Consider the following 15,045-nt stretch of genomic DNA (forward strand, 5'->3'; position numbering starts at 1 on the left):
CATGAACAGCACACGGAAGCCTCGCGGGAGGCCTCGATCCAGTGAACTCATTCCAACGTCGACGCAACGTCAAGTCACCAGATCAAGAGTCGGCATCAGCTGCGTCATCGACGACCCAGACCTCATACCTTCCGTCGTCTGATATGCCTAGCTTGGCGGGGTGAAACTCGAGAGCGTAACGCTCTGCTTCACCCGGCAGCCGGGTACGGTCGATCAACTGGCCCTCATTGACGTTCGACGAGTAGACCAGCCATACGAGATCCGGGTCTGTGCGCATGTAAGTCACCGTAGCCGAGCGTGCGGGGACATCACTCGCGCCACACGCGCACCGCGGTCTGGCGTCGATAGGCTCGCGAGTATGACAGAAGATGTGCTCGCGGAGTTCGAACCGCCGGACGACCCATCGCTTGATGAAGTCGCTGCTGCGCTCATCGCCCTCGACCCTACAGGTGCAAGGTGGGCAGCTGTTGTGCGGCACACCTACGACATGCTCTACAACGGCGCCGAGACCGGCCGCTACCTCTGGAAGGATCTCGCGAAGACCGAGAAGACGCACTTCGGAACGCTCTTCGAGATCAACGCCCAGCGCGAGTTCGAGTTCGCTGACGGCTCCGGTGACCCTGACGATCCACTGCACAAGGGACTCGACTACTCCATCGCTGGACACGATGTCGACGCGAAGTGGAGCCAGGACGACGGTAGGTGGATGCTGCCACCTGAAGTGTTCGGCAAGCTGGCACTGGTCGCGACAGGTAGCGACCCCAAGTCTGAGTTTTCCGTCGGACTCATTCGCGTACGGCCGGAGTATCTCACGACCGGCAGCGAAGGCAACCGCGACAAGAAGAGCTGGTTGAGCCCTTTCGGGCGACAGCAAGTCCGATGGCTGTGGCGCCACGCGCCGATGCCCGTCAACGTCCTCCTCCAACTGCCATCGGCCACGATCGAGAACATCGTCGACAGCAAGTCCGGCTCTGTGCGTGTTGCGCGGCTGTTCCGCGCGACGGAGGGTCGACTCGTGCACCGGTCCGCGGTAGCCACGGTCGCACGGCAGCTCGACCACCAGAAGCGTGCTCGCGGCAACGGTGGCGCACGGGACATCCTCCGCCCTGATGGCTACCTGATCATGAGTGGCGTCTACCACGCGCCCGTCGCGGCGGCATTGGGAATACCGGTCCCGAGCCGCGCGGAATACATCGCGGCGCGCGTCGTGCCTAGCCTCCACCAGGAAGGTGCATTGCTAGAGGGTCGATGGTGGCGGCTTGCTCACGACGGCGACACGGTTACCGACCTGGCGCCGCTTCTGCCTGATGAGAAAAAGCGCCAGAAGCGCCGGTCAGAAGCCAAAGAAAAAAGCTAGTCAAGCGACCACTGCAAGCGGCCGCCGCTTGGTTGCCTCGGCGCCGATCGCCCGCTTAATTGCGCGACCAACACCCTCCGCGACAGGCGGCGGGAACGCGTTGCCGATCTGACGGTAGACCGCCGTCTTGCGTCCGGAGAACTTCCAGGACTCGTCGAAGCCTTGGACACGCGCGACCATTTCGTTGGTCAACCGCGGAATGTGACGGATCGGGTGCTCCGCAGACGGCGCCGCGTCGGCAACTCCCTTACCGTCGACACCGAGCGCGAACCACGCGGCCTTCGCTCGAGTGGGCCCGAGATCGGCGCCACCGTGCTTCTTCGAACCTCCGACGATCGTCGGAGCGATCGAGTTCGCGCGCTTGGCCCACGCGGTCGCTCCCGCCCAACCGTTGGCACTCATGAGTGGCAGCAGAGTCTCGCCGACCATTCGCGGCGTGCCGACGGCTCCGGGCCACTCGAACTTCTTGAATTTCGCGCCCTTGACAGCCACGAGGATGAATCGAGGGCGCAGCTGGGGTACGCCAAACTCAGAACTAAGGAGCAGCTGCCAGTCTGTCTGGTACCCGAGCTTTTCCAGCTCTCCACGGATCGAATCACGGTAAGTCTGGAAACGAGCGGACGCCAGACCCTTCACGTTCTCCAGCATGACGGCGGCGGGCTTCGCCTCGCGGACGAGTCTGATCGCCTCGGGAAACAGATCACGTTCGTCCTCGGCGCCGAGCTGCTTACCCGCCACGCTGAACGGCGGGCACGGCACGCCTCCCGCAAGCAAGTCCACACCGCGGTAGTCGCGGCCATTGATCTCGCGCACATCACCCTCATGAACGTGCCACTCAGGCCGGTTCAGCCGCAACGTTGCTGCAGCGTCGCGGTCGATCTCCACCGCGAGCTCGTGTCCGAACCCTGCCCGCTCCAGCCCGTACGACTGGCCGCCCGCCCCGGCGCAGATTTCGAGGACACTAAGGTCAGAGGAGGCCATATCGAGGTCCTTTCGGTTGCCGTACCGCCACCACACTGCCAGGGGCGTCTGACACTGTACCTTCCGCGTTACACGACCTGGACAAGGCGGCTCGGCGAGCCCTCCCGAGGCCGTTCCTTGGTTACCGACACGACAGCGTCGGCGGCCGACCCTAGCGGCACGTGTTCCCAGATCCGCACGACTGTCCATCCGGCGGCAAGCAGTGCCGCGCTGGCCGCTACGTCCCGCTCTACCGTGCGCGCAAGCTTGGGCAGCCAGTAGTCGACGTTTTTCGTCGGCCGCGAACCGTGTTCAGGACAGGAATGCCAGAAACACCCATCGACGAAGACTGCTACCTGTTTGGCCGTGAAGACAATGTCAGGTCGAACCCGCGCGCTCTCGAAATCAAGCCGGAGGTCTTTCCGGAACCGTAGCCCACGGGCGTGGAGGGCAGAACGTAACGCAACCTCCGGTTTGGTGACGGCTCTCTTGATGGCGCGCATGTTGCGCCTCCTGCCCTCGCTCGGCGGCAGCACAATCATCGCTTTAGCGCGTCGCGAATGGCACCGGCCAGCCGCTCAGCCACTGGCGGGGGTGTGGCGCTCGCAATGAGCCGAAATTGCGCTCCCTTCGGACCGCAAAACACCCAATCGCCCATTCCCTGCATTCGAGCGACCATAGATAGCGTCAGCCGAGGATAGAGCGCAACTGGATCATCCGGTGCGGGTGCTAAGTCAGCAATCGAGGTCGGATCTACCCCTACCCGCCACCACGCCTGCTTCGTCCCAGTCGGGCCAAGGTCGGCTCCACCATGCCGCCGTGATCCGCCAACAATGGTCGGTGCGGTGGAGTTCGCGCGCTCCGCCCAAGACTCGGCACCGCGCCAGCCGCGCGAAGCCATGTCATCATGCAGGAGAGCACCAAGAGTCTGTTGAACCTTGATGGGATATGGCCATTCAAACTGCGCGAACTCGTCTGATTTCAAAGCAACGATGTAAGCGCGTGGCCGATGCTGGACGACGCCGAAGCTCGAAGCCCTCAGCATCCTTACATCCAGCTGATAACCCGCGGCCTCGAGTATGCGCAAGATCGGAAGCAGCAATTTCTTGTGACGCTCGTGAAGCAGCGACGACGTTCCCTCGAGCAGGGCTGCTCGAGGCTGACTTTCAGCGATCAGGCGGATGCAAGAAAGCATCGCGTCGTTAGCACCCGAGTCGAAGCCCCCTGCCTGTGGGCTCGGCAGTCCCGCGACAATCAAGTCGCTACGCATTACCTCTTCAGCGGAAACCGAAGCAACGTCCCGATTCAGCAGGTGCCAGTCAGGACGATTGAGCTTAACTGTCTCGACGGCAAGTGGGTCAGAATCTATTCCGAGCGAAATCGCGAAGCCAGCTCTGGACACTCCAAGCGCTAGACCACCGCCGCCAATAAGCAAGTCAACAGCGTGCAACGCTGTCATCTTCTAAATAAGAAGATCGGTTGCGGCATCTTGCGACAGCATCAGCAGAGGAGGTTCCATTTCCGCGGAGCTGACATGTCGCAGCTCGACCTTGCGGCCGCGGCTTTCCTCGCTAACCTTCACCTGCTTGAGCGCACGTCGAATGAGCTCCACATAACGCTCGTTATCTGCCGAGCTCATGGAACCGCGCGGACGCGTATCCTCCCACGGCGCCTTGTTTGGCCGGGGTTCCGATTCTGGGTATCGAGGAATCAAGTGAGCGTGTACGTGACCCTCTTGGTTTCCAAGAATGGCCACGTTTATCCGCGGCGATCCGGTTGCGATGCGCAACGCCATAGATGCAACTCGCACGTTCAACATGAACGAAGAAACCGTGTCCGGGGGGAGCTCGTCGAGATGTTCGGCATGTTGGTTCAATGTCACGATGCATCGCCCGGGGAAGCGGGCGTCGCTATACAACCCCATGTAAGAGGAGCTCAGTTCGTCGACTGGGATCCACAGACCGAACCCGCACTGGAGGCAGGTTGTGTCCTGCTTACTTAGTGACATGTCGTCCCCATTCGTACATATATTCTAGAACACGAGCAAGCTGCGCGTCAACGGCAGCAAGGGCTCAGCGAAGAACATTTCCTCGAGGCTACCTTGAAGATCCCGTCCAAGACGATGGGCTGCAGCGAACTCATCTTGCTCCTTGGCATCGTCATGACGGCTCGCCTCGTCGATCTTGTCCCGCCAGGACTGGTCGCCCAGCAAGCCGTTGAACTGGTCGGCGATCATGAGTACCTGCTTCGCTGAAGTCATCAGCTCTGGATGGTCAGCTCCAAGCGATGCTGCCGCAGAGACAAATCGCACGAGGGCTGGTCTTGAGTACGTCTCGTACAGCAGGTCGGCAAACTCGTCGACGGAGAGCTGCTTGCCCTCCTCGGCGAGGGCCAGCAGCGGCAGAACCGACGCAGCAAACGTCAGCTTCCGCGAGACGATCAGCTTGAGGTAGCGAAGCGAGTACATCGACCGCGCAGGGCTCTTCGCCTGGTAGTCGACCGTGACTGTCCGCCAGTAGCGGAGCAGGTCGTTCAACAAGAAGCGGGGCACCCCTGTCCGAGCTGACGGGTGCGCGTCGAGATAACGACGAAATGTGGTAGTCAGAAGCTGACGATGCACTGCCTCATCCCTGAGCGAGACGGACTCCTCGATCAGCAAAATGCGCCGCGTGTGCGAGTGATTGGTGTCTGCCTGGAGACCGATCACCTCAACAAGCTCAACGGCGGAGACCATCTGCCCGAACACTCCGCTCGACCCAGGTGCACGAACGTCGCCGACCTCGCTCAGCACTGCACGAAGACCATCTGCGGCTGAAAGTGCAGCTTGCACTGCGCTGCGCTCTTCGGGCAACGCGTGCACCACTACCAGCCAGTCCAGATCTGACGCGGTTGTCATCTCGCGACGAGCAAGCGAACCGAACGCTACGACATCGAGTCGATCGTCAAGCCCGTCGAGCTCAGTGGCCAGGTGCTTGCGAGCGCGTTGGATGCAGTCCTCGCTGAGTTCAAACGCCGCCTCCAGGTTCGGAAGTCTTACGTCATCCCAGCCAGCCTCACCCAGAGCTCGCGTCAGTTCCGTCGTCATTGATACCCCCGGCCCAGAGCATAGAGCACGAGTGGCAGGTCCAGACCCACCAAGAGCCAGGCTGGCATCTCCTCGACTCCGCGGAGTCCGATGATCACGTGGTGTGCGGCCACTTCCCCGAGCTTTCTACCCTGCGAGTGCCGGCGCACGGCGCTACGGTAATCACGCCACGGCAACTGCTCTCGACGTTGCCTAAGTGACAACACCGTGGACGGACACCGTGGCGTAGTATAGTACATATGTACTAATGGGGTGAACTGGGGGAACAATGCCGTCTATCGAAGAAGAAATCGCAAGCTGGCTCAACCAGCGACCCGACTGGATCCGGGTTCTCGCGGCGGAGATACTGCGATCCGGCGAAGTTGACGACGTATTCGCCCGGGCGCTCGCGACCGATCTCATCAGCCAGAAGCCGATCAGCGCTCCGGAGAAGCTGACGGCCACTGATCTTCCGACATCGACAAGCACAGGCGCCCGAGTAGAACTGACTGCCATCGGCGGCTTGCACAACGTCAACGCGCTCGCCGATGGAGGATTCCTGACCTTCGGCGACGCGGGGCTCACCGTGGTCTATGGAGATAACGGGAGTGGAAAATCAGGATTCGCGCGGCTCGTGAAAGACGTGGTCGGCGCACGGCATCATCAAGAAATACTTCCCAACGCCTTCAACCCGGCCGCGCCGAAGGAGCAGAGCGCCACCATCACATATCGCGTGAACGGCGAAGAACGCACACTCAACTGGCCGGCAGCGGCGGACGCCGAGCTGACACAAATTCACTTCTACGACGAGGCGTGTGGCGACCACTACCTCCTCACAGACACAGAGTTGAGTTACCGCCCGTCAGCGCTCAATCTGCTCGACCAGCTCGTCCACGCGGTCGACCGACTGCGGTCTGCGATGGATGCCGAGCTCGCGACCGTAGACGGCGCGGGATACGAGGTGCCAGGTCTTCTCCCCTCGACAGCGGCCGGACTCTTCGCCGCGTCGCTCGGCCCCGATACCACAGACGACCTGATTGATGCCGCGGTGGACGTTCCCTTGGACCCCGAGGCGCTCCTCGCCCAGCGCGTCCAAGAAGAAGGTCGACTCCAGTCAACAAACCCCACGAACGAGAAAGCTCGCCTGCTCAAGGTCGCCGACGCTCTGGTCGCGGTCGCTGACCATCTAGATGCACTCGGCGCTGCCGTGGACCCCGACGCTTCGGACAGGCTCGAGAAACAGCTACAAGAAGCTAGAGATCTACGCGCCGCTGCCGACCTCGCCTCGAGGTCGAACTTCACCGATGAACCCCTGAGTGGAGTGGGCTCGGAGACATGGCGAGCACTTTGGTCTGCCGCCGAAGCTTACTCACAGCAAGAGGCATACCCCGGGCACACCTTTCCCCACACTGGCGAAGACGCACGCTGCCCGCTCTGTCAACAAGAACTCAACGCTGACGCGCCCACTCGCCTGCAGCGTTTTCACGCGTTCGTACACGACGAGACAGCGAAGAAGGCAGCAACGGCGGAGGCATCGACTCGCGCCGCGCTGACGAGACTGAGCGGGCTGGAAGTCGCGACCGTGGTAACCACCAACGCACTCGCAGCGATTGAAACGGAAGATCCGGATCTCGCCGAACATCTGCGGATGGCAATCGACACAGCGGGCGCTGCCAAAACGCGCATAGGTGAGCGGTTGCGCGCGGAGACGACCGAACTCCCTCTCCCCCTGCATCCGACTGACACCGATGAACTGAGAACTCGATCCAGCGCCATACGAGACAGCGCCGAGAAGATCGACTCCGCCGCTTTCGCGTCGCAGCTCAAGGCCGCAACCGCTGCGAAGAACGAGCTGAAGGACACCATTGAGCTCGCTAAGCACGTTGACCGCCTGAAGAAGGATGCCGCCCGCCAGCGTGCTGTCCGACACATCACTGCAATCCGGGCGAGTATCACGACCCAACCGATCACCAAGCAGGCGATCGCCCTCACGCGAACGTACGTTAACGAACAGGTCAACGATCGGTTCTCACGTGAGTCCGATCGGCTCGGCCTCGAACACGTCAAGCTCGACGACAAGGGCGGCGGTAAAGCCCGTCTACGACACAAGCCGGCGCTGCTTGGTGCAACCCTGGCGACCAAGAGCGTACGCGACGTGCTGAGTGAGGGAGAGCAGACAGCACTCGGACTGGCGGGGCTGCTCACCGAGATCAACTTCGACGACTCGCAATCTGCGCTTGTCCTTGACGACCCGATCACCTCCCTCGACCACGGGCGTCGCGAGAAAGTCGCGCGACGGATCGCTGCGCTCGCCGGCAACCGCCAAGTAGTTGTCTTCACCCACGACCTCACCTTTCTCGGCGATCTGATTCGAGCTGCCGAAGAGGAAGGCGTGCCGCTGCAAGAACACTCCATCGTGAAGGACAGCAAAGGTATCCCGGGCACGGTCCTCGACACGCACCCGTGGAAGGCAAAGGACGCGAAGAAGCGCATCCACGAGCTCGGGGAAGAACTCGCCCGGATCAAGCGGGATAAGGCGACACTGACGCCGGATGACTACGACAATCGAGTTCAACTTTGGGCGGGGAAGCTATCGGAGACTTGGGAACGCATCGTGCGCAACGACATCATCGGCAAGGTCGTAGACCGCGGCACTACTGAGGTGCGTCCGAAGATGGTAAAGCTTCTCGCTCAGATCACGCCGGAAGACAACGTGGACTTTCAGAGCGGCTACAGCCAAGTCTCCAAGTGGGCTCCTCGCCATGACAAGAGTGAGGAGGTCAATATTGTCGCGCCCACAGTCGAGGAGATGAAAGTAGAGCTCGACCGCATAGATGCTTGGCACAAGCGCATCAACGGATACAGCTAGAACTAGACGACAGTGCTTCAGCGACCAGGACGCGGACGCAGCTTGATCTCCTCCGCCTTCAGAACGCGGTGGACGGCCCCAAAGCTGGAGCCGAGCTCGTTAGCGATCGGCTTGATAGCCATACCTTCTTCGTACAGCCGCACCGCTTCTGCACGCTGCGTCTTCGTCAGTGGCTGACGACGCATCTGCACACCACGTTCATGAAGGAGCTCGAGCATGCTTGGTTTCGAGATGCCGTACTCGTCACAGAGCTTCGGTGTTCCAGCGCCCGACTGATACTTGGTCACGATTTCCTCGATCTGCGCGTCGGTGAGCCGACGCCTTACCGCCCATGGCCGAGGCTCGACATCGACAGCCACCGGAGCGGCAGTCTGGCTCAGCGCCGCAAGCTTCTGTAGCTCTGCCAGAGCGGCAGACACAACCATCACCAGCCACGTGGCAAGCGCGATGACTCCCATCGCGATACCGATGGACCGTTCGCCGTGATCCGAGTCGGAGTATTCGATGATTGTGAGTCCAGGGCCGGCCAAGCTGAGCCCGGATAGGCCGAGACTCAGAGCACCCAACAGGCCGACGACGGTTCCTGCGATAGTGAGCGACACACTGACGGCAATGCGCACAGTCCCATTCTGGCCTGCTCCATCCGCCAGGCGTCATCTCTCAAGGCGCGGAACCACGATTGCCGCGACTCCGAGACCTATTCCGATGACGAGGAACGTAGCGCCAGTGAGTATCGTTACGCGGCGGGCCGCCTCACCCGCGCCATCCCTCAAATAATCCGTCCCGCCGGATCTCGTCAATCGGCCCTCGACGAATACGTGAACTTTCCGTCGAAAGATGATCAACGCGAGACCCGCAAGAAGGGCGATCACGGATGCACCAGAAGCGAGAATCCAGAACACGCTCATCCTCCCGAATGTTGGCTGAGACCAACCACCCCGTAGAAGAGCATCAGCGCACCGATCACCACAGTTCCGAACCCGGCTAAACCCACCCAGTACGGCTTCTGCAGTCGAAGAAGACGCTCCGCTGCCCGTCGTCCGAAGATCGCGTGCTCAAACGCCGCCGTCGTCGCATGGAGACGGCGCCGGAACACCATGGCGAGAATGCCTAATACGACGGTAAAGGAGCCCACAACAAGGTTGGGAATGATCGTGCTCGCGTCCACATGATTCATCCCGACCGTCACCCCATCCCGCGTCAGTATCGCAACCAGCCCCGCGCGCCGCACGAGAGTCCGCTTCCCCCGCGTCACGACGGTCCATTCTCTCGTGGCCCAGCTTCTCCGTGGGCACCGATCGGGCCAATGGCGCCCTTCGCACCACGCAACGCCCGATACTCGCAGGCCTGATGGCCGCCCCACCCCGTCAGTCGGGCGCGCAGCATCGAAGGCGACGAGCGCACGTCGGCGCGACCGGACGACCATCCGTCGACGAAGGCCTCAGCGCGCGCTGCGCCGGAATAGCGCGACGGCGATCGCCGCGGCGACGACGAGGATGCCGCTGCACCACGCCAGCGCGATCCAGATCTGCCCGCCGACCGGCTGCTGCGCGAGGAGCGCTCGGATGGTGTCGACGATCGAGGTCACGGGCTGGTTCTCGGCGAACCACCGCACGGGGCCGGGCATCGTGTCCGTCGGCACGAACGCGGAACTCACGAACGGCAGGAAGATCAACGGGTAGCTGAAGGCGCTCGCCCCGTCGATCGTCTTGGCTGAGAGCCCCGCGATCACGGCGATCCAGGTGAGGGCGAGCGTGAAGAGCATCAGGATGCCGACCACCCCCAGCCACGCGGCCACCGACGCCCCCGACCGGAAACCCAGCAGCAGCGCCACGCCCACCACGAGCGCGAGCGAGACCGCGTTGGCCAGCAGCGAGGTGAGCACGTGCCCCCACAGCACGCTGGTCGAGGCGATCGGCATCGACCGGAAGCGATCCACGATGCCGCCCTTCATATCGAGGAACAGGCGGTAGGCGGTGTAGGCGATGCCGGACGCCACAGTGACCAGCAGGATGCCCGGCAGCAGATAGTCGACGTAGGCCGCGCCGCCGGTGTCGATGGCCCCGCCGAAGACGAAGACGAACAGCAGCATCATCGCGATGGGCATGATGGCCGTGGTCACGATCGTGTCGGGGCTGCGCAGGATGTGGCGCAGCGACCGGCCCGTGAGCACGGCGGTGTCGCTGATGGCGTGGGCGGTCATGATGCATCCGTTCCGGTCGGGCCGGCAGCGCCGACGATGGCGAGGAAGATCTCCTCGAGGCTGGGTTGCTTCTCCACGTACTCGCGTGTGGCCGGGGGAAACAGGGAGCGGAGGTCGGCGAGGGTGCCCTCGGCGATGATGCGGCCCTCGTGGAGGATGGCGATGCGATCGGCGAGCTGCTCGGCCTCTTCGAGATACTGCGTGGTCAGCAGCACGGTCGTTCCCGCCGCGGCGAGCGTGCGCACGACGTCCCACACCTCGTTCCGCCCCTGCGGGTCGAGCCCGGTCGTCGGCTCGTCGAGGAAGACCACCGCCGGCTCCCCCACGAGGCTCATCGCGATGTCGAGCCGCCGTCTCATACCGCCTGAGTAGGTGGATGCGGCCCGCCCGCCGGATTCGCTGAGCGCAAACCGGGCGAGGAGCGCATCGGCGACCCGCCGCGGCTCGGGCACATGGCGCAGCCGCGCGATGAGCATGAGGTTCTCACGACCGGTGAGCACCTCATCGACGGCGGCGAACTGCCCGGTGAGGCTGATCGACGAGCGCACCCGGGCGCCCTCGGTCGCCACGTCGGCGCCATCGATCTCGGCGCTCCCGCCGTCGGCGGCGAGCAGGGTCGAGAGGATGCGGACCGTGGTGGTCTTTCCGGCGCCGTTGGAGCCGAGCAGAGCGAGGATCGTGCCGCGGGCGACGTCGAGATCGACACCGTTCAGCACGTGCACCTCTCCGTACGATTTCATGAGGCCCCGCACGCGGATCGCGGGCGCGGTGTCGATGGGAGACATGGCGTTCCTTTCGTTGCGAACCGGTCGGAGAGCGCACGAGACCATCGCCTCCGGCCGACCGGGCGCCGGAGGACGTGCGGGAGGGGCGGATCAGCCCTGGGAGCGCGCCGCCTCGTCGATGGTGCGCGTCAGACGCGCGCGTTCCCGGCCGATCCAGCTGCCGTCGCCGTAGTTGGCCATGAACTCCTCGGCGAAGGCCACGGGGTCCTCCCCGACGAGCTCACGCAACGGTGTCTCGGCCGCAGCGCCCTGCTCGAGCAGGTCGGCGAGGTCGCCGACCATACGCATGAGGCTGTCGCTGTCACTCGTGGGGCCGAGGTTCAGCAGGTAGCGTTCGAGGGCAGCGGCGGTCTGCCGATAGGGAGCGGGGAGCGCCTCGACGCGACGGCGGTACTCGTGCCAACGCTTCTTGGCGCTCAGGTCGCCGATGATCTTCTCGTACCAGGCCATGTCACTCTCCTCCTTCGCGGAGCGATTCCAGCCGATCGGCCAGAAGGGTCCATGTCGTCCAGAACTCGGCGAGCTGCGCTCGTCCGTCGTCGTTCAGCGTGAAGACCTTGCGGGGCGGCCCCTTCTCGGACGCCACCTTCTCGACATCCACGAGACCGCGCTGCTCGATGCGCACGAGGATCGCGTAGATCGTCCCCTCGGCGAGGTCCGAGAACCCGCGCTCCCGCAGGTCGGCCGTGATCTCGTACCCGTATGCGGGCCGCGCCGACAGCACGGCGAGCACGACGCCCTCCAGGACGCCCTTGAGCATCTCGGTGTCCTGTTTGCCCATGCCCTCTACTCCCTCACACTGACTACCGCTACAAAGTAACACTGAGTACCGCTACTCGTCAACACTAAGTACTGCCCCCCGAGAAGCTGCCGAGGCGCCTCGCGCCCCGTTCTCGACACAACCATGAGAGAGATCTCACGCCGCGGTGATCGAGCGCCCGGATCCGCGCGACGACGGGCCTGCCCCGCGCCCACAGCGCGCGCACGGTGCGCGTCACGCGGCCGATGAGCCTGGTGGCCCCTTCAGACGTGTGGAACACTCGCCGGCGAGGACGAGACATACGGAACGGAGAGCACATATGCGAATCACAAAGAAGATGGGCGCGATCGCAGCGGCCGCTTTCGCGTTGACCCTGATCGCCCCGACGGCGGCTCAGGCGCAGTCCGCGGAACCGCTGCCCGCGCCGGCTCCCGCGGCCGAGAGCGCCGAACTCTCGAGCCGGATCGCGAGCGACCCGAGCATGAGATATGTCTCGGTTGCCGAAGCAGAAGCGCAATTCGGCTTCGACTCCGCCGCCGAGATCCCCGCCGCCGAGGCTCCTCGAGCCGACGAATCCGAGGCGCCTGTCATGACGCCCCTGAACGACTGGTGGGGATGTGGGTGGGACGGCGTGGCGGACTGGCCGCATGTGACCAACGGTGAGGCCTCCGTGCACGGCTATTGGGTCTACAACAGTGGCGACTGCCCGGCGACAGCCGATGTGACGGTGAACCTCCAGGCGCTCGGATGCAGCAATGTGGGCTGCACGTGGATCACCCAGGCCAGCGACACCGCCGCGGGCGTGGCTTCCGGATCAGGAACAGGCCGCTGGGCCACCCCGCACAAGGGTTGCGCGAGTTCGAGTCCCGTCGCCTGGCGAGGCGAAGTCTTCGTCGGCCTGTCGGAGTTCTGGCATCCCTACGGTGCGAGCTACGGGACGGCAAAAGACCTCAACTGCGCACCCGCATGACGGATGACGCGACCGACGTCCGGTTCGTCCCGCTGGATCACGCAGCGGCACGAACCGAGTCCCCTGCCCGGCTGCCGCTGGACCTGTCCACGCTCTCGGTGACCGCCCTCGTGATCATCTGCGAACTCGCCCAGCCACCCGCGGGGAACTCGCGACCGGTGATGTCCGTGAAGATCACCCAGTATCTCCGGCTGTCCGACGAGTCGTTGATCCGGCTCGATATGGATCGCGGAATGGATACGTTCAGGTTCGGCCACAAGGAGCCGCTCTCGTGGAAGCGAGCCGCGGCCGAGGTCAGATCGGACGTGCTGGCGTTGGTGCGAGGCGATGAGCCGAACCCGGGAGAGTTCCCGTGGCACGAGTACGCGCAGGCAGCGCGGCTCCGGGGAATCGTGATCGAGTCCGACGCGCTGAGCGAGGTCCCGCACACCGTGCTGTTCTCCGACGAGATCGCAGCAAGGTTCGAGTTCTGAGACGCCACGAGTCTCATGCCTCGCCGTGCGCTCGCGAATGCCTCATGACCATGACGATGAGCGGACTCGAGAGGAGAAGCGCCACCGCCAGAGCACCGAGAGCCCACGGCAGCCCGTGGGCTCCGCTCCACGGTGCGAGCGCATCGAGCGAGAAGGCGCCGGGACCGGTGACCCCGAGCACGAACGCCATGAGCGCGTAGCAGAAGGGCACCTCGTATCCACCGAGGTGGCCCCACAGGCCTTTGCTCCACAGCGTGGAGATCGCCACGGCCATCGCGCCGAGCACCATGGAGACGGCCAGGGGGGTCGCGAGCCCCAGAACGAGCAGTCCTGCACCGCCGAGCTCGGTGAGGCCGGCAGCGATCACGAGCGGGACGCCGGGGCGCAGCCCTGACGCCTCGAAGAGACCCGCCGTGCCCGCGATGCCCTTACCCCGGAAGAGTCCGAGCAGTTTCTGCGATGCGTGTCCGACGAGCAGCAGACCGAGCACGACTCTGAGGATGAGAAGACCGACGTCGAGAGGGGCCATCCGCCGCCTGCCTTCGTTGTGCCCGGTGCCGCTTCGGACACCATCATCCGAACCGACAGCCGTCCGGCAGTCGGACGGCTGTCCGAAGATAGGCCGGACGGTGGCACTCCGTCAAGACCCGGCGCTCGAGCGCTCGCCCCCCGGGCGCCCGAGCGCCCGTGTACTACGGTCGGGGAAGTCGAGAATGGGAGCCGCATCGTGCGCGAGACAACGAGTCCAGAATTCATCGAGGCCATCGCGCGAGGTTTCGACGTCATCAAGAGCTTCTCGGACGCAAGGCCGCTCCTGTCGCTGAGCGAGGTCGCCTCGGAAGCAGGGCTCGCACGACCGACGGCGCGCCGCATCCTGATCACGCTGGTCGAGCTCGGTTACGTCCGCTCACTCGAGAGCAAGTTCATGCTGACCCCCCGCGTGCTCGAGTTGGGCCTCAGCTACTTCGCCGGGCAACCGTTCTGGCAGACCTGCATGCCACGGCTCGAAGATCTCGTCGCCTCCACGCACGAATCGTCCTCGCTCGCGCAACTGGACGGATCGGATGTCGTCTACGTGGCGCGCGCCGCGGTACCGAAACTCGTTGCCCTATCGGTCACGATCGGGACGCGCTTCCCCGCTGCGGCGACATCGCTCGGCAAGGTACTCCTGGCTGCACTGTCGGACGCCGAGCTCGATGCGGTACTCGACACCCCCTCACGCGCCGGGGTGACGGCGAGCGTGCACCTGTCGCGCCCCGAACTCGATGTCGCCCTCGCGGAAGTGCGCGCGCGCGGATGGGCTCTCGCGGACCAGGAGCTGGCACCGGCCATCCGATCGATCGCCGTGCCGATCCGGCTTCCCGGCGGGGAGGTCTTCGCTGCTCTCAACGTGAACGCGCACGCCGCGGAGACCTCGATCGAGCAGTTGGTGGGCGTGTTCCTCCCCCAGTTGCTGGAGACCGCCGCCTGCCTCGAGAGCGACCTCGCGAATCTGCGCGCATTCCCGACGAGCGACGTCGACGCGGGACGATGACCGACGCGCGGCGCGGCCTCATCCACGCTTCGCCCCGCTCTTGACTTCACCGGCGCAAGAACTCTAGGTT

17 protein-coding genes are annotated in these 15,045 nt (G+C 64.0%); 5 read left to right on the forward strand and 12 right to left on the reverse strand.

All coding sequences use genetic code 11. From position 1 onward, the window contains the following. Positions 1 to 358 precede the first annotated feature (358 nt). Positions 359 to 1,357: a NaeI family type II restriction endonuclease gene (locus tag AB0N73_RS08025; protein WP_363562183.1), complete on the forward strand. Its 999-nt coding sequence runs from the start codon at positions 359 to 361 to the stop codon at positions 1,355 to 1,357. Here AB0N73_RS08025 and AB0N73_RS08030 read toward each other — a convergent pair whose 3' ends face one another. From AB0N73_RS08030 to AB0N73_RS08050, 5 genes are all read right to left on the reverse strand, one after another. After that, positions 1,358 to 2,338 carry a DNA cytosine methyltransferase gene (locus AB0N73_RS08030; protein ID WP_363562185.1) on the reverse strand — a complete coding sequence of 327 codons (981 nt, stop codon included), beginning with the start codon at positions 2,336 to 2,338 and terminating at the stop codon, positions 1,358 to 1,360. 68 nt (positions 2,339 to 2,406) lie between these two features. Then, positions 2,407 to 2,820: a very short patch repair endonuclease gene (locus AB0N73_RS08035; protein ID WP_363562187.1), complete on the reverse strand. Its 414-nt coding sequence runs from the start codon at positions 2,818 to 2,820 to the stop codon at positions 2,407 to 2,409. A 35-nt stretch (positions 2,821 to 2,855) separates the two neighbouring features. Further along, positions 2,856 to 3,776 (reverse strand): DNA cytosine methyltransferase, encoded by a 921-nt coding sequence (locus tag AB0N73_RS08040; RefSeq protein WP_363562189.1) that lies wholly within the window; start codon positions 3,774 to 3,776, stop codon positions 2,856 to 2,858. Positions 3,777 to 3,779: 3 nt separating this feature from the next. After that, positions 3,780 to 4,325, reverse strand: coding sequence for an HIT family protein (locus AB0N73_RS08045; protein ID WP_363562191.1), 546 nt, complete (start codon positions 4,323 to 4,325; stop codon positions 3,780 to 3,782). A gap of 24 nt (positions 4,326 to 4,349) precedes the next feature. After that, entirely contained in the window at positions 4,350 to 5,402 is a 1,053-nt protein-coding gene (locus tag AB0N73_RS08050) for a DUF294 nucleotidyltransferase-like domain-containing protein (RefSeq protein ID WP_363562193.1), read from the reverse strand. A 268-nt stretch (positions 5,403 to 5,670) separates the two neighbouring features. Here AB0N73_RS08050 and AB0N73_RS08055 point away from each other — a divergent pair, with 268 nt between their 5' ends. Next, positions 5,671 to 8,250 carry an AAA family ATPase gene (locus AB0N73_RS08055; protein WP_363562195.1) on the forward strand — a complete coding sequence of 860 codons (2,580 nt, stop codon included), beginning with the start codon at positions 5,671 to 5,673 and terminating at the stop codon, positions 8,248 to 8,250. A 17-nt stretch (positions 8,251 to 8,267) separates the two neighbouring features. On the opposite strand, the gene AB0N73_RS08060 is transcribed toward AB0N73_RS08055, so the two are convergent. The 6 genes from AB0N73_RS08060 to AB0N73_RS08085 all read right to left on the reverse strand — a co-directional run bounded on the left by AB0N73_RS08060 (position 8,268) and on the right by AB0N73_RS08085 (position 12,019). Beyond that, positions 8,268 to 8,870, reverse strand: a complete 603-nt coding sequence (locus AB0N73_RS08060) for a helix-turn-helix domain-containing protein (RefSeq protein ID WP_363562197.1) — start codon at positions 8,868 to 8,870, stop codon at positions 8,268 to 8,270. A gap of 284 nt (positions 8,871 to 9,154) precedes the next feature. Continuing rightward, on the reverse strand, positions 9,155 to 9,418 hold the full coding sequence (locus AB0N73_RS08065) for a hypothetical protein (protein WP_363562199.1): 264 nt from the start codon (positions 9,416 to 9,418) through the stop codon (positions 9,155 to 9,157). Positions 9,419 to 9,691: 273 nt separating this feature from the next. Continuing rightward, positions 9,692 to 10,453: an ABC transporter permease gene (locus AB0N73_RS08070; RefSeq protein ID WP_363562201.1), complete on the reverse strand. Its 762-nt coding sequence runs from the start codon at positions 10,451 to 10,453 to the stop codon at positions 9,692 to 9,694. Beyond that, on the reverse strand, positions 10,450 to 11,238 hold the full coding sequence (locus AB0N73_RS08075; protein ID WP_363562203.1) for an ABC transporter ATP-binding protein: 789 nt from the start codon (positions 11,236 to 11,238) through the stop codon (positions 10,450 to 10,452). The genes AB0N73_RS08070 and AB0N73_RS08075 overlap by 4 nt, the downstream gene beginning before the upstream one ends. A 90-nt stretch (positions 11,239 to 11,328) precedes the next feature. Continuing rightward, positions 11,329 to 11,688, reverse strand: a complete 360-nt coding sequence (locus tag AB0N73_RS08080) for a DUF1048 domain-containing protein (protein WP_363562205.1) — start codon at positions 11,686 to 11,688, stop codon at positions 11,329 to 11,331. Position 11,689: 1 nt separating this feature from the next. Then, positions 11,690 to 12,019, reverse strand: a complete 330-nt coding sequence (locus AB0N73_RS08085; RefSeq protein WP_363562207.1) for a PadR family transcriptional regulator — start codon at positions 12,017 to 12,019, stop codon at positions 11,690 to 11,692. A 316-nt stretch (positions 12,020 to 12,335) separates the two neighbouring features. Between AB0N73_RS08085 and AB0N73_RS08090 the strand changes: the two genes are divergently transcribed. Both AB0N73_RS08090 and AB0N73_RS08095 read left to right on the forward strand, forming a co-directional pair. Further along, positions 12,336 to 12,968 (forward strand): hypothetical protein, encoded by a 633-nt coding sequence (locus AB0N73_RS08090; protein ID WP_363562209.1) that lies wholly within the window; start codon positions 12,336 to 12,338, stop codon positions 12,966 to 12,968. Positions 12,969 to 13,066: 98 nt separating this feature from the next. Next, the gene (locus AB0N73_RS08095; RefSeq protein WP_363562211.1) at positions 13,067 to 13,441 is read left to right on the forward strand and encodes a hypothetical protein; all 375 of its coding nucleotides are present in this window, start codon (positions 13,067 to 13,069) and stop codon (positions 13,439 to 13,441) included. A 13-nt stretch (positions 13,442 to 13,454) separates the two neighbouring features. On the opposite strand, the gene AB0N73_RS08100 is transcribed toward AB0N73_RS08095, so the two are convergent. Then, complete coding sequence (locus AB0N73_RS08100) at positions 13,455 to 13,970, reverse strand: DoxX family membrane protein (RefSeq protein ID WP_363562213.1); 516 nt, start codon at positions 13,968 to 13,970, stop codon at positions 13,455 to 13,457. A 198-nt stretch (positions 13,971 to 14,168) separates the two neighbouring features. Here AB0N73_RS08100 and AB0N73_RS08105 point away from each other — a divergent pair, with 198 nt between their 5' ends. After that, positions 14,169 to 14,975 (forward strand): IclR family transcriptional regulator C-terminal domain-containing protein, encoded by an 807-nt coding sequence (locus tag AB0N73_RS08105; protein WP_363562215.1) that lies wholly within the window; start codon positions 14,169 to 14,171, stop codon positions 14,973 to 14,975. The last annotated feature ends 70 nt before the right edge of the window (positions 14,976 to 15,045 follow it).

It is taken from the genome of Microbacterium sp. NPDC089189 (assembly GCF_040685095.1).
Lineage (GTDB): Bacteria > Actinomycetota > Actinomycetes > Actinomycetales > Microbacteriaceae > Microbacterium.

What these genes read in the sequence shown, in the direction of transcription:
- AB0N73_RS08030 (WP_363562185.1), bottom strand. Translation starts at nt 2,338, where the DNA reads ATGGCCTCCTCTGACCTTAGTGTCCTCGAAATCTGCGCCGGGGCGGGC.
- AB0N73_RS08080 (WP_363562205.1), bottom strand. Translation starts at nt 11,688, where the DNA reads ATGGCCTGGTACGAGAAGATCATCGGCGACCTGAGCGCCAAGAAGCGT.
- AB0N73_RS08085 (WP_363562207.1), bottom strand. Translation starts at nt 12,019, where the DNA reads ATGGGCAAACAGGACACCGAGATGCTCAAGGGCGTCCTGGAGGGCGTC.
- AB0N73_RS08035 (WP_363562187.1), bottom strand. Translation starts at nt 2,820, where the DNA reads ATGCGCGCCATCAAGAGAGCCGTCACCAAACCGGAGGTTGCGTTACGT.
- AB0N73_RS08100 (WP_363562213.1), bottom strand. Translation starts at nt 13,970, where the DNA reads ATGGCCCCTCTCGACGTCGGTCTTCTCATCCTCAGAGTCGTGCTCGGT.
- AB0N73_RS08090 (WP_363562209.1), top strand. Translation starts at nt 12,336, where the DNA reads ATGGGCGCGATCGCAGCGGCCGCTTTCGCGTTGACCCTGATCGCCCCG.
- AB0N73_RS08025 (WP_363562183.1), top strand. Translation starts at nt 359, where the DNA reads ATGACAGAAGATGTGCTCGCGGAGTTCGAACCGCCGGACGACCCATCG.
- AB0N73_RS08050 (WP_363562193.1), bottom strand. Translation starts at nt 5,402, where the DNA reads ATGACGACGGAACTGACGCGAGCTCTGGGTGAGGCTGGCTGGGATGAC.
- AB0N73_RS08075 (WP_363562203.1), bottom strand. Translation starts at nt 11,238, where the DNA reads ATGTCTCCCATCGACACCGCGCCCGCGATCCGCGTGCGGGGCCTCATG.
- AB0N73_RS08070 (WP_363562201.1), bottom strand. Translation starts at nt 10,453, where the DNA reads ATGACCGCCCACGCCATCAGCGACACCGCCGTGCTCACGGGCCGGTCG.
- AB0N73_RS08040 (WP_363562189.1), bottom strand. Translation starts at nt 3,776, where the DNA reads ATGACAGCGTTGCACGCTGTTGACTTGCTTATTGGCGGCGGTGGTCTA.
- AB0N73_RS08045 (WP_363562191.1), bottom strand. Translation starts at nt 4,325, where the DNA reads ATGTCACTAAGTAAGCAGGACACAACCTGCCTCCAGTGCGGGTTCGGT.
- AB0N73_RS08055 (WP_363562195.1), top strand. Translation starts at nt 5,671, where the DNA reads ATGCCGTCTATCGAAGAAGAAATCGCAAGCTGGCTCAACCAGCGACCC.